The 12513-nt window shown below is 35.4% G+C and carries 14 protein-coding genes and 1 other annotated feature (1 of these 15 only partly in view); of the genes, 7 read left to right on the top strand and 7 right to left on the bottom strand.

The window, feature by feature from the left end; all coding sequences use genetic code 11:
• Window positions 1-90: 90 nt before the first annotated feature.
• From H1X92_RS14325 to hxpB, 3 genes are all read right to left on the bottom strand, one after another.
• Window positions 91-1455 (bottom strand): L-cystine transporter, encoded by a 1365-nt coding sequence (locus tag H1X92_RS14325; RefSeq protein WP_180560779.1) that lies wholly within the window; start codon window positions 1453-1455, stop codon window positions 91-93.
• Window positions 1456-1616: 161 nt separating this feature from the next.
• Window positions 1617-2210 carry a metal-dependent hydrolase gene (locus tag H1X92_RS14320; protein ID WP_180560778.1) on the bottom strand — a complete coding sequence of 198 codons (594 nt, stop codon included), beginning with the start codon at window positions 2208-2210 and terminating at the stop codon, window positions 1617-1619.
• A gap of 187 nt (window positions 2211-2397) precedes the next feature.
• Window positions 2398-3063 (bottom strand): hexitol phosphatase HxpB, encoded by a 666-nt coding sequence (gene hxpB / locus H1X92_RS14315; RefSeq protein ID WP_180560777.1) that lies wholly within the window; start codon window positions 3061-3063, stop codon window positions 2398-2400.
• Between the two features lie 177 nt (window positions 3064-3240).
• On the opposite strand from hxpB, the gene H1X92_RS14310 reads away from it, so the two are divergent.
• A complete protein-coding gene (locus H1X92_RS14310) occupies window positions 3241-3780 on the top strand; it encodes a YniB family protein (RefSeq protein WP_180560776.1) in 540 nt (179 codons plus the stop codon).
• A gap of 494 nt (window positions 3781-4274) precedes the next feature.
• On the opposite strand, the gene H1X92_RS14305 is transcribed toward H1X92_RS14310, so the two are convergent.
• From H1X92_RS14305 to H1X92_RS14290, 4 genes are read right to left on the bottom strand one after another with little or no spacing between them, the layout of a single operon-like run.
• The gene (locus H1X92_RS14305; RefSeq protein WP_180560775.1) at window positions 4275-5138 is read right to left on the bottom strand and encodes a metal ABC transporter permease; all 864 of its coding nucleotides are present in this window, start codon (window positions 5136-5138) and stop codon (window positions 4275-4277) included.
• On the bottom strand, window positions 5131-6021 hold the full coding sequence (locus H1X92_RS14300; RefSeq protein ID WP_180560774.1) for a metal ABC transporter permease: 891 nt from the start codon (window positions 6019-6021) through the stop codon (window positions 5131-5133). Before H1X92_RS14300 ends, H1X92_RS14305 begins: the two co-directional genes overlap by 8 nt.
• A 3-nt stretch (window positions 6022-6024) precedes the next feature.
• Window positions 6025-6909 carry a manganese/iron ABC transporter ATP-binding protein gene (locus H1X92_RS14295; RefSeq protein ID WP_180560773.1) on the bottom strand — a complete coding sequence of 295 codons (885 nt, stop codon included), beginning with the start codon at window positions 6907-6909 and terminating at the stop codon, window positions 6025-6027.
• Between the two features lie 2 nt (window positions 6910-6911).
• The gene (locus tag H1X92_RS14290; RefSeq protein ID WP_180560772.1) at window positions 6912-7820 is read right to left on the bottom strand and encodes a metal ABC transporter substrate-binding protein; all 909 of its coding nucleotides are present in this window, start codon (window positions 7818-7820) and stop codon (window positions 6912-6914) included.
• Between the two features lie 325 nt (window positions 7821-8145).
• On the opposite strand from H1X92_RS14290, the gene H1X92_RS14285 reads away from it, so the two are divergent.
• The 6 genes from H1X92_RS14285 (at window position 8146) to pheM (ending at window position 12448) form a co-directional block, all read left to right on the top strand.
• Window positions 8146-8694 (top strand): transglycosylase SLT domain-containing protein, encoded by a 549-nt coding sequence (locus H1X92_RS14285; RefSeq protein ID WP_225505487.1) that lies wholly within the window; start codon window positions 8146-8148, stop codon window positions 8692-8694.
• Between the two features lie 445 nt (window positions 8695-9139).
• The gene (gene thrS, locus H1X92_RS14280) at window positions 9140-11062 is read left to right on the top strand and encodes a threonine--tRNA ligase (RefSeq protein WP_180560770.1); all 1923 of its coding nucleotides are present in this window, start codon (window positions 9140-9142) and stop codon (window positions 11060-11062) included.
• 3 nt (window positions 11063-11065) lie between these two features.
• Entirely contained in the window at window positions 11066-11605 is a 540-nt protein-coding gene (infC, locus tag H1X92_RS14275) for a translation initiation factor IF-3 (RefSeq protein WP_180560997.1), read from the top strand.
• Window positions 11606-11696: 91 nt separating this feature from the next.
• The gene (gene rpmI, locus H1X92_RS14270; RefSeq protein ID WP_180560769.1) at window positions 11697-11894 is read left to right on the top strand and encodes a 50S ribosomal protein L35; all 198 of its coding nucleotides are present in this window, start codon (window positions 11697-11699) and stop codon (window positions 11892-11894) included.
• A 56-nt stretch (window positions 11895-11950) separates the two neighbouring features.
• Window positions 11951-12307, top strand: a complete 357-nt coding sequence (rplT, locus tag H1X92_RS14265; protein WP_026821652.1) for a 50S ribosomal protein L20 — start codon at window positions 11951-11953, stop codon at window positions 12305-12307.
• Window positions 12308-12352: 45 nt separating this feature from the next.
• Entirely contained in the window at window positions 12353-12448 is a 96-nt protein-coding gene (pheM, locus tag H1X92_RS16300; protein WP_180560768.1) for a pheST operon leader peptide PheM, read from the top strand.
• Window positions 12400-12513 (top strand) — a sequence feature (Phe leader region); it runs 9 nt beyond the window's last position. Its footprint overlaps the gene before it by 49 nt.

Raw genomic sequence — 12513 nt, 5'->3', positions numbered from 1 at the left:
AAATAATCTATTCCATAAACTTGATTGTAGTTTAAAGTCCTAAATAGATTTCTAATAGGACTTTTGAGTAGAGATTATAAGTTTGATATATTATTTATTGAAAATGCGTTTATCTGTTTGATGCATCAATTGGCTAGTAATTGTGCCAGCAACCATTGAGCCATTAACATTTAATGCAGTTCTTCCCATATCAATCAGTGGTTCAATGGAAATAAGTAACGCCACTAAAGTTATAGGTAACCCCATCGCGGGTAAAACCATTAAAGCAGCAAAAGTTGCTCCTCCACCAACGCCAGCAACTCCGGCAGAACTAATAGTAACAATACCAACAAGAGAAGCGATCCATATAGGATCCAGCGGATTGATTCCAACTGTTGGGGCAACCATTACAGCCAGCATTGCAGGGTAAATACCTGCGCATCCATTTTGACCAATTGTTGTACCGAAGGATGCTGAAAAATTAGCGATTGATTCAGGAATACCCAATTGTTGAGTTTGTGTTTCAACGTTTAATGCAATACTGCCAGCACTAGAACGACTAGTGAATGCGAAAATTAATACTGGAATAACTTTTTTAAAAAATTTTATTGGATTAATGCCAGAGAAAGAGAGAAGTATGCCATGGATGATAAACATTAAGGATAATGCTAAATAAGAAGCAATAACAAAACCACCCAACTTAATAATATCTTGAAGGTTTGAATTAGCAACGACTTTAATCATTAAAGCCATTACTCCATATGGTGTAAGCCGTATAACTAAACGAACCAGCTTCATGATCCAGGATTGAAAAATATCAATAGCTGATAATATTTTTTCACCTTTTTGTGGATCAACTTTGGCTAATTGAAGCGCTGCTATACCTAAAAAGCTAGAAAAAATAACAACGCTAATAATAGATGTTGGATTAGCACCTGCCAGATCAGCAAAAGGATTTTTAGGAATAAAAGATAATATTAAATCAGGTATTGTTAAATCAGAAACCTTGTGAATATAGTTGTTTTCTATAATCTCAAGTTGAATAGCTTCATGACTAGTTTGTACTAAACCTTCTGCAGTTAAGCCAAACCAACATGTAACAACGATCCCAATTAGAGCGGCAATGGCTGTTGTAAAAAGAAGGATACCGATCGTAAAAAAACTGATTTTCCCTAATGAAGATGTTCGATGTAAGCGTGCTATAGCATTAAGTATTGATGCAAATACCAACGGCATGATAACCATTTGAAGTAATTTTACATAACCATTGCCAATAATATTGAACCATGATAATGAATCATGCACTATTTGATTATTCGTACCATATGCTAAATGTAAAACAATCCCAAAAACAGTACCGATAAGAAGACCGACAAAGACTTTTTTTGATAGACTCCATCCATTTGCACTTACTTTGGCCAATAACAGCAATAATATGGTAAAGATAAGTATATTAAGAATTACGGGGAAATTCATACCCACTCTCCAGCTCCGGTTTCTTGTTCTAGGTATAAGATACTTTGTCATTGGTGAAGTAAGATAATGAAAAACTTCCAATGAAACTCTTTTCCCTTATATATTATCAGCAATAAAAATAAATTTGTTATAACTAAATGCAATTATATATTCATAATGTTTTAGGGAGAATGTGATAAAATTAAATCGTTTAGTTCATTAACTACATAAGTAATAACGTTTTTTTTCGTTTCTTGCAATAGCGGTTGTAATGGTAATTGAAAATTCGATGGAATTAATATCGCACAAATAGCTAATAAGATGGCGATAGAATGTTCTGCTCTTTGATTAGAATTATTACCTAGTAAAGGAAAACAGAAGGACATTTTTAATGGCCATAGCAAAGGAATCCCTTTTGCGGTTAACATATCCCCAACTAAATGACTGAAATAACCCAATAAAAATGCTTGAACCAGCGCTTCAGAAAGCCAGTAACTATTGGGAAGTTGAGTTGATAATAACATAATGAGCAACCATGCAAGTAAACTATGGGTAAAACCGCGGTGGCCACATAAACGACAAATTGGAACAGAAATAAAACGAAATAAACGTCCTAGATGAGATGATGGATGGTCTATATCGGGTAGCAGAGCGCCAAGTAATGCACCGGCTAATAAATGAAGCCAATCACCATGTGCAAACTCGGGTGTAATTGCTAGTTTATGCACAAGAATCAATGATGATACTGAAAAAAGCAGATGCCCGGTGGCAGTCATAGCAGATAATATCCAACTGTTTATTTATACAGTTTGCAAAGTATAATAGTTTTGGCTTGGTTTGAGTAGTGTAATCGAAAAAAATATCTTATTTATTAAATAATAAGAGTAATTTTTTGTAAGAAAAATGATAATACACCAGTTTGGCAGTATACTGATGTAGCAAATTACTGCCAATCCATGAAATTTAAACGATATGCTTTGTTGTTAATTCAACCAGGCTAGTGAGCTTGAAGTCAGCTAATGTCCAACGTAGATCCGCGAAGTAATCTTTGTGGGGGACAACAATACTACGCATACGTGCAGCTTTAACAGCAATCATGCCATGGAAAGAGTCTTCAAAAGCCACACAATGGGTTGGTTCAATATCTAGCAATTTTGCTGCTTGTAAGTAAACTTCTGGATGGGGTTTACTATAGGGTAATGGCGTTGCTGATACTACGGTTGAAAAGTAATCGCGTATATTAAACATAGTGAGTACTTTTTCTAATATATGCTTTGGTGAAGCTGAAGCTAAACCAATTTTTAAATTATGATCTTGGCATAGTTGAAGTGCATGTTTAACACCCGGTAATAAAGTTCGTTGTTCTTCTATAAGTTCAAGTACACGTTTAACAATTTTTTGTTCAACCTCTTCTAATGAGGTTCCTTGCCAGGGGGCAACTGAGTACCACAGTTGTATAACTTGATCAATACGTAATCCAAGTGTGTCAGGGAGTTGATTGGCAATTGAGGTATTAACGCCAAGTTTACTAAGAATTTCTTTTTCTGCTTGGCTCCAAAGGGGTTCAGAATTAATTAATAACCCATCCATGTCAAAAATAGCAGCTTTGATAGATAGCTTATGAGACATTAAAAGCACTCCTATTATTCATAATTTGCTGATTAATTCTATCAACTTAAAATAAAGAAATCTTTTAATATAGATAAATGAAGGTTAATTTTGATTAGTGATAAAATAACATTTATATATTTTTGATAATATTTTGTCATTTAGTATAAACATAATATAGAAATTTGAGGAGTATGGATGAATTATCAAACAGCATTTTATATCGCTATTGGAAAGCGTGTTTTAGGGTGGATAGTTTTTTCATTAGCACTGTTGTCTACATTAGTTTCATTAGTTTTGCTAGCAGAAAAGCAAGGTTTGCAGGGGGATGGCTTAAATGCTGTAGCCAATGACTTTATTAAAATTATGGCTCATATCATACGACAAAACACAGCTTTTTTAGACTTTTTTTGGCATCATTCACCAATTCCCAGTACCCATATGGGGTTTTCAACAGCTAATGTCGGTTTTATTTTGCTGTTTTTCTTAGTGTTTGTTGGTCAAGCTTTGAGTGCTTCAGGTAACAGAATGAATCGTCAATTGAAATTTATTAAAGAGAGTATTGAAGATCACCTTATTTTTGAAAGAGCAAAAGGGGTTGAAGTATCAAAAGAAGAGATAGAAGCCAAAATTACTATTCCTCGTCATACTATTTTCCAGCAGTTTTTTATTCTGTATATATTACCGCTTATAATAGGGGGAATACTTTATTTTATGATGAATATCTTGGGCTGGTAGTTTTCTTATATTATAATCAATTGGAAAATAATTTTATTAAACAGTTGCACGAAGATTATTAATCATGACTTATCTAGCAATAAAACTATTATTGCTGGTGTGATTATAGTAATTTAACAAATAATGGCGTTGATATTTTTTGGCGCTTATTACAGTCTATAAGGAAAGCTAAACTACTTTACTAACCAGATTTGACAAAATTCCGTTTAATTAATTTTTAACATCAATTAATTACAATATATAGTCCGCTGCGATTGTTAGATATATTGTTTTTTTAATTTAGCTTTAGTTAAAAGCTTTATGATAGTAAAATATTAATTTCAACAATCAACTATTACTTATTTGCGTTCTGGTTATTTCAATATTAATTTCAATTTCTGAACTCCTACTATTACAGTCTGTAGTTAATAAATAGTCTAATAAAAAAATAGGATCATATCCTGTAATAAATAAGATAGTCCTAATTTTTGCTAATTATTTTTTTAATATATTTCTTAAGAGCGTATTGAAATTTTATTGGAAAAAGAACGTTTTTTTATTTTACTAATAAAATTGTAGATTAATGCAAATATAAAATAAATTGCTTGAGTTAATACAATACAAGGCCCAGTTGCTGCATCAATATGAAAACTCAGAATAGTGCCAATTAAAGAGGATGTGGTCGAGGCAATAACGGCAATAATTAGCATTCGATTGAAATTTTGGCATAGTGTAAAAGCGATAATTCCAGGCGAAATAAGCATGGCAATGACCAATATTATTCCTACTGCTTGTAAAGATGCAACAATAGTGAGCGCTAATAAAGAGAGTAATCCATAATGTAAAAGTGTAACGGGTAAACCAATAACCTTTGCCTGATTAGGATCAAAACAATAGAGCATAAAATCTTTGCGTTTTAATAGCATAATCGCGATAGTAAAACCTGAAATCCAAAGTGTTTGTTTAAATTCTGTTGTAGTAATGCCAAGGATATTACCAAAAAGAATATGAGTCAGATGTTGATCTGTGTCAATCCGTGCAAATAGTACTAATCCAAAAGCAAACATACCAGAAAAAACAATCCCCATGACAGTATCTTCTTTTATACGGCTATTTTCTTTTAAATAACCGGTCGCAACTGCACAAAAAATTCCTGACATAAAAGCGCCAATTGATAAAGGAATACCAATAACAAAGGCAATAACGATGCCGGGTAATACAGCATGTGAAATAGCATCACCCATTAAAGACCAACCCTTAAGTATCAAAAAGCAGGACAGAATAGCGCATACTGTTCCGGTTACAAGGGCGGTAATGAGGGCTTTTTGCATAAAAGGAAAAATAAAAGGTGTTATTAATAATTCCATCAGATTATTCATTGTTGCTCACCTCTTGTTCTAACTGTTTGAGGTGTACAATTTCTTGGCGTGCTTTTTGGCGGGAAGCGAATAAACCATATTTAGGCGCAAAAAAGAACGCAAAAAGAAAAATTAGCGTTTGTAAGGTAACAATAATTCCGCCTGTGGCACCATTAATAAAATAACTGATGTAAGCGCCAAGCGCACTAGAGGTAAATCCAATCAATACGGCAATAATAAGTAACCGTTTGAATTGATCCGTGAGTAAATAAGCTGTTGCACCAGGTGTAATCACCATTGCAATGACAAGTATGGCTCCCACTGTTTGTAAAGCAGCAACCGTACATGCGCTTAATAGGGTAAAAAAGATAATTTTTAATTTTAGCGGATTTAGTCCAATAGAGCGGGCATGATTTTCATCAAAAAATACGACAAGTAAATCTTTCCATATAAACATAAGTACAATAAAAGAAATGGCAATAATAATTTCAACTTGTAGTACATCTTCATCTGCAATACCTAAAATATTGCCAAAGATAATGGTTTGTACATTCACTGAAATCGGATTTAATGAAAGGATTAGCAATCCGCTGGCGAAGAATGTGGAAAAAATAAAACCAATTATTGCGTCTTCTTTCAGGCTTGAAATATGGCGTACTAAGGTCATAGAGAGTGCAGCTAGAATACCGGTAAAAAACGCCCCTACAGAATAGGGAAAACCAAGTGCATAGGCGCCTGCCACACCAGGAACAACTGAATGAGAAAGGGCATCGCCCATTAACGACCAGCCCTTTAACATTAGATAAGCAGAAAGAAAAGCACAGACTGCGCCAACAATAGCACTGACCCAAATTGCTTTGACCATGTAGTTATATTCAAAGGGCTGAAGTAATAGATCCAACATGATTTATTTCTCCGGTTGCTTTTTAATAACAGATGTTTGTTCATGGTGGCCATAAAAAACCGCGGCTCTTTCATCATCAGTAATAACAGTCAATGAACGAGGGTCATCGTCATCGTGAAGATCTGCACCAGACAGATTAATATGACGTAGTACACCGCCAAAAGCAAGTTGAAGATTTTTTTGAGTAAACGTTGTTTCGATAGGTCCGCTAGCTAATATAGTTCGATTTACTAAAATAACTTGATCACAAAATTCAGGTACGCTTCCTAAGTTATGAGTAGAAACCAAAATTAAATAGCCATTGCTACGTAATGAACGTAAAAGCTCAATAATCGCATTTTCTGTTTTTACATCGACACCAGTAAAAGGTTCATCAAGGAGTAGTACTTTTCCTTCTTGGGCCAAAGCTCGTGCAAGAAAAACTCTTTTCTTTTGACCACCAGAAAGCTCACCGATTTGGCGTTGTTCTAAACCCGTCAGATCAACACGTGCTATAGCATCAGCAACAATTCGTTTATCTTGCTGGCTTGGAATACGTAAAAATCCCATTTTACTGTAGCGGCCCATCATGACGACATCGGCAACGAGAACCGGAAAGTTCCAATCAACCTCTTCAGTTTGTGGTACATAAGCAATAATATTTTGTTTAAGTGCTGTTTTGATTGCAGCATTGTTTAATGTAACGCGTCCTTTTGTTGGTGACACTAAACCCATTATTGTTTTAAATAGCGTTGATTTACCACTACCATTGACGCCTACTAGTGCGCAAATTGTTCCACCAGTAATATTGAAGCTGGCATCATAAATGGCAGTATGCCCGTTACTGTATGTAACGGTAGCATTATCAACAATTAAGTTAGGTTTTTCGTAAAAAATATTATCGCGCATTATTATTGACCAAAACCTTTTGCAATAGTATCAACGGTAGTTTTTAATAATTCTATATATGTAGGAACCGGGCCATCTGAAGTAGAGAGAGAGTCAACATAAAGTACACCACCATACTGCGCCCCGGTTTCTCGACTCACTTGTTTCGCTGGTTTATCAGAGACGGTACTTTCGCTAAATACGACTGGAATATGGTATTTTTTTACAATATCAATAACTTTACGAACTTGTTGTGGTGAACCTTGTTCTTCTGCATTAATTGGCCACAAGTAAGCTTCTTTAAAACCATAATCTTTAGCGAGATAACTAAAAGCACCTTCACTAGTAACTAACCAGCGTTTTTGCTGTGGAATTTGTGCTAGTCTTTTCCGTAATGGTGCATCAATTTTACTAATTTTACTGGCATATATTTTCGCATTTTGGTTATAAATATCTGCATTTTTAGGGTCATATTTTACCAGTGCTGCTCGAATATTTTCGATATAGATCAATGCATTTTGGGCAGACATCCAGGCATGAGGATTAGGGTTACCTTGATATTCACCTTCTCGGATAGCCATCGCTTTTATTCCTTTAGTCACAGTAACGGCAGGAATATGTTTGAAGTTTTCAAAAAAACGATTAAACCATGTTTCAAGTCCTAATCCATTCCATAAAATTAAATCAGCATTATGCGCTTTTAATATGTCTTTAGGAGTTGGTTGATATTCATGAATTTCTGCTCCAGGTTTGGTAATTGATTGGACAATGGCTGCATTACCGGCCACATTTTGCGCAATATCTTGAATAATAGTAAAAGTAGTGACGACGGTAAATTTTTTTGCGTATGCGATTGGATTAAAAAGAATAAGAATAGCAATTATTAAACCAGTAAAAGTGTGCTTAGATGAAAGTTTGGATCTTTTATACATAAGTGTTTTCCGGTAATAAAGAAGTAAACTGCACTTTAATGACAATGATTATCAACTATATATGAAAGATGTCAATAAGATCAATTATTGTAATTATAATGTTGATAGCAGATATGAGAGCCTCTTCACAACTCAATGTTAAAGGGGGTAATTTTTATTTTTATCCTATTAGGCTATGCTAAAGAGAATCATGCCATTAGAGGATTGGTGCAAGGTGAAATTTAAATGTTGTGGGCTCGTATTGATTATTTTATTAATAGGCTGCTCAAGCAAACAATCTAATAGCCCAAAAACAGTCTATCAGAACGATTATCTACGCTATTTCATGGAGGAACAAACCGAAAGTGTACCGTTAAAAACGCCTTACGATCTTGTAATTAGACAAGCGGCGCAACGCTATGCTATTGATGAAAACTTAATTAGAGCGATTATTCAAGTGGAATCTAATTTTCGTGTTAATGCAGTGAGTAAATCCAATGCGATAGGTTTAATGCAAGTTAAGGCTTCTACTGCTGGTCGTGAAGCGTATCGCTTACAAGGTAAAGCGGGGCAACCTACCACCAGTCAACTTAAAGATCCGGCAATTAATATTGATGTGGGAACAGCCTATATTCGTTTTATTCAAGATAATCATTTATTCGGTATTCATGATCCTAAAGTACTTTATTATGCAACTGTGGTTGCTTATGTTAATGGTGCTGGCGCATTATTACGGATTTTTGATAAAAATCGTCATATTGCGATCGATAAAATTAATAAGTTGTCAGCAGAAGAGTTTTATCAACATATTCAAACAAAACACCCAAATGCACAAGCACCGCGCTATCTTTGGAAAATTAAAAACGCATACAATTCAATAGCCATGATAGATTAATTTTTGATTTATCATAAAAAAATTGATAATACTTTTTACCACAATCGATTTTTACTAAAAAACACGGTGCTACCAACACGAATAAAAATTTTAGCGATAAACTAATCTAGTTTTTTATTGCTATTCCATTGTATAATAAAAAATAATTTTAAATTAGCTTAATTAATCAAAATTTAACTAGCTGACAATTATTTTGTCACTGGTTTTTTAGCATTTTATTCTTATTAGCCAAGATTTAATCTATTAATTAGACCTTTATAGTGGTAATATGCGCGGCTAAGTTAATGCAAGTACGTATTCCTTTTGCCCTATTTTGGCTATTTATCACGTACATCACTTACAAGGTGAAGTAAGAAATTGCTTTAACTCATATTTAATAAAAATATATTTCTATACATACATGTGATCTTGCGTATGGGTCACCACTGTAAATTAAGGATTTTAAATGCCAGTTATTACTCTTCCTGACGGAAGTCAACGTCAATATAAGCATGCTGTTTCAGTCATGGATATTGCAAATGATATTGGCTCAGGCCTTGCAAAAGCCTGTATAGCCGGTCGTGTTAATGGTGAACTTGTTGATGCGAGTGAATTGATTAATAATGATGCTCAATTAGCTATTATTACCAGTAAAGATCTCGAAGGGTTAGAGATTATTCGTCACTCATGCGCACATTTACTCGGCCATGCAATTAAGCAATTATGGCCAACGACTAAAATGGCAATTGGTCCTATCATTGAAAATGGTTTTTATTATGACGTTGATTTGGAACACGCTTTAACCCAGGAAGATTTAGAAAAACTTGAGCAGCGGATGCACGAACTTGCTGAAAAGAACTATGATGTTATCAAAAAGCGGGTTAGTTGGCAGGAAGCGAGGGATACGTTTGTTGCTCGAGCTGAGGATTATAAAGTTAAAATTTTGGATGAAAATATTAATAAAAATGATCATCCAGGACTTTATTATCATGAAGAATATATTGATATGTGTCGTGGGCCGCATGTGCCTAATATGCGTTTTTGTCATTACTTTAAATTACAAAAAGTAGCTGGTGCATATTGGCGCGGTAATAGCGACAATAAAATGCTACAAAGGATCTATGGAACAGCTTGGGCTAGTAAAAAACAGTTAGCTGCTTATTTATTGCGTTTAGAAGAAGCGGCCAAGCGCGATCATCGTAAGATAGGTAAACAACTTGATCTTTATCATATGCAGGAAGAAGCACCAGGTATGGCGTTTTGGCATAATGATGGTTGGGTAATATTTCGTGAATTGGAAACCTTTATTCGAAGTAAATTGACTGAATATCAATATCAGGAAGTAAAAGGTCCATTAATGATGGATCGCATTCTTTGGGAAAAAACAGGTCACTGGGAAAACTATAAAGAAAATATGTTTACCACATCATCGGAAAACCGAGAATATTGTATAAAACCGATGAATTGCCCAGGGCATGTACAGATATTTAATCAAGGTTTGAAATCTTATCGTGATTTACCATTACGCATGGCAGAGTTCGGTAGTTGTCATCGTAATGAGCCATCTGGCGCTTTGCATGGCTTGATGCGCGTACGTGGTTTCACCCAAGATGATGCGCATATTTTTTGTACTGAAGATCAGATTTTAGCTGAAGTGAAAAGTTGCATTAAAATGATTTATGATGTTTATGCAACCTTTGGATTTGAAAAAATTGCCGTTAAATTGTCAACCCGACCAGAAAAACGGATAGGTACTGATGCGCAGTGGGATCGTGCAGAAAGCGATCTGGCTAAAGCACTAGAGGATATTGAATTTGAGTATCAACCTGGTGAAGGGGCATTTTATGGGCCTAAAATTGAATTTACTCTGTATGATTGTTTGGATCGGGCTTGGCAATGTGGTACTGTACAGCTCGATTTCTCATTACCGAGTCGTTTAGGTGCTTCCTATGTAGATGAAAATAATGAACGTCAGGTGCCTGTGATGATCCATCGCGCTGTTTTAGGATCACTTGAACGTTTTATTGGAATTTTAACTGAGCAGTATGCTGGTTTCTTCCCAACCTGGTTAGCGCCATTACAAATTGTTATAATTAATATCACGGATGCACAGGCAAATTTTGTACAAAAAGTAGTAGAAAAATTGAGTAATTTTGGTATTCGTGTAAAAGCAGACTTGAGAAACGAGAAAATAGGCTTTAAAATTCGTGAGCATACTTTGCGTCGTGTTCCTTATATGTTAGTTTGTGGTGATAAAGAAGTTGAATCGAATCAGGTATCTGTTCGAACCCGTAATGGGAAGGATTTAGGAACATTTGACGTCACAGAATTTGCAGAAAGAGTGCTTGATGAAATTCGCACTCGTCGTATTTATCAACTGGAGGAATAAGGTATTAAAGGCGGAAAAAGAATTCAAACGGCGCGCCCGAATCGTATTAATACGGAGATTCGGGCTTCTGAAGTTCGTTTAACTGGTTTAGATGGTGAGCAGATTGGTATTGTCAGTCTAAAAGAAGCTCTTGAAAAAGCCGAGGAAGCTGGTGTTGATTTAGTCGAAATCAGTCCAAATGCCGAGCCGCCGGTTTGCCGTATCATGGATTACGGCAAATTCCTCTATGAGAAGAGTAAATCGCTCAAAGAGCAGAAAAAGAAGCAAAGAGTTATTCAGGTAAAGGAAATTAAATTCCGACCTGGTACAGATGAAGGTGATTATCAGGTCAAACTACGCAACCTGATTCGCTTTCTGGAAGATGGTGATAAAGCCAAAATCACGTTACGGTTTCGTGGTCGTGAAATGGCGCACCAGCAAATCGGTATTGATATGCTTAATCGTATCAAAAACGATTTGGATGACATGTCAGTCGTCGAATCTTTTCCATCTAAGATCGAAGGCCGTCAGATGATCATGGTGCTTGCACCGAAAAAGAAATAGTTAGGCAACCAAGTAATAGTGTTCTATTTAGGTAGAAAACTATTCGCCTGGCTAGTTAGTTATAATTAACAATGCGAAGTGGATATTTATAATGCCAAAGATTAAAACAGTACGTGGTGCGGCAAAACGTTTTAAAAAAACTTCCAGTGGTGGTTTTAAGCGTAAGCATGCTAACCTTCGTCATATTCTGACTAAAAAGTCAACTAAGCGTAAGCGTCATTTACGACCAAAGACCATGGTTTCTAAAGGTGATCTGGGTTTGGTTGTGGCTTGTTTGCCATACGCATAAGTTTGGTTTTTTAGTTTAAGATTATCGAATTTAATTCGAAGTGATAGGAGAAATGTATGGCTCGCGTAAAACGTGGTGTAATAGCCCGCGCACGTCACAAAAAAATATTAAAGCAAGCGAAAGGTTACTATGGTGCTCGTTCGCGTGTTTATCGTGTTGCTTTCCAGGCGGTAATTAAAGCCGGTCAGTATGCTTATCGTGACCGTCGTCAGCGTAAGCGTCAGTTCCGTCAATTATGGATCGCACGTATTAATGCTGCTGCTCGTCAGAATGGTTTGTCTTATAGTCGCTTTATTAATGGTTTGAAAAAAGCCTCAATTGAAATTGACCGTAAGATCTTATCTGATATTGCTGTTTTTGATAAAGTTGCATTTGCAGCATTAGTCGAGAAAGCAAAAAGTGCATTAGCTTAAATCAGTTAAATTAAGAGGGGCTTAGCTCCCTCTTTTTTATTATCGATGACCCTGTGTATTATAAATAAGAGTTATTTCATGAATAGCTGCTTAAAGATGAAAATTGTTTTTTTTCGTTTCTTTTTTTATTTTAGCACCTAAAATTTGGGGCTTTCGCGTATTTAAGAAAAGAAACGAAAAACCGCGATAAGCCTCCAAATGGAGGC

This window comes from Arsenophonus endosymbiont of Apis mellifera (assembly GCF_903968575.1).
In the GTDB taxonomy this organism is placed as follows: domain Bacteria; phylum Pseudomonadota; class Gammaproteobacteria; order Enterobacterales; family Enterobacteriaceae; genus Arsenophonus; species Arsenophonus apicola.
The sequence above is the reverse complement of the archived record's forward strand: the minus strand, read 5'-3'. Positions and strand labels throughout refer to the sequence as shown.

Bases quoted from the DNA above. Each gene is read 5' to 3' on its own strand.
- H1X92_RS14325 (WP_180560779.1), bottom strand. From the start codon at position 1,455: ATGAATTTCCCCGTAATTCTTAATATACTTATCTTTACCATATTATTG.
- H1X92_RS14320 (WP_180560778.1), bottom strand. From the start codon at position 2,210: ATGACTGCCACCGGGCATCTGCTTTTTTCAGTATCATCATTGATTCTT.
- hxpB (WP_180560777.1), bottom strand. From the start codon at position 3,063: ATGTCTCATAAGCTATCTATCAAAGCTGCTATTTTTGACATGGATGGG.
- H1X92_RS14310 (WP_180560776.1), top strand. From the start codon at position 3,241: ATGAATTATCAAACAGCATTTTATATCGCTATTGGAAAGCGTGTTTTA.
- H1X92_RS14305 (WP_180560775.1), bottom strand. From the start codon at position 5,138: ATGAATAATCTGATGGAATTATTAATAACACCTTTTATTTTTCCTTTT.
- H1X92_RS14300 (WP_180560774.1), bottom strand. From the start codon at position 6,021: ATGTTGGATCTATTACTTCAGCCCTTTGAATATAACTACATGGTCAAA.
- H1X92_RS14295 (WP_180560773.1), bottom strand. From the start codon at position 6,909: ATGCGCGATAATATTTTTTACGAAAAACCTAACTTAATTGTTGATAAT.
- H1X92_RS14290 (WP_180560772.1), bottom strand. From the start codon at position 7,820: ATGTATAAAAGATCCAAACTTTCATCTAAGCACACTTTTACTGGTTTA.
- H1X92_RS14285 (WP_225505487.1), top strand. From the start codon at position 8,146: ATGGAGGAACAAACCGAAAGTGTACCGTTAAAAACGCCTTACGATCTT.
- thrS (WP_180560770.1), top strand. From the start codon at position 9,140: ATGCCAGTTATTACTCTTCCTGACGGAAGTCAACGTCAATATAAGCAT.
- rpmI (WP_180560769.1), top strand. From the start codon at position 11,697: ATGCCAAAGATTAAAACAGTACGTGGTGCGGCAAAACGTTTTAAAAAA.
- rplT (WP_026821652.1), top strand. From the start codon at position 11,951: ATGGCTCGCGTAAAACGTGGTGTAATAGCCCGCGCACGTCACAAAAAA.
- pheM (WP_180560768.1), top strand. From the start codon at position 12,353: ATGACCCTGTGTATTATAAATAAGAGTTATTTCATGAATAGCTGCTTA.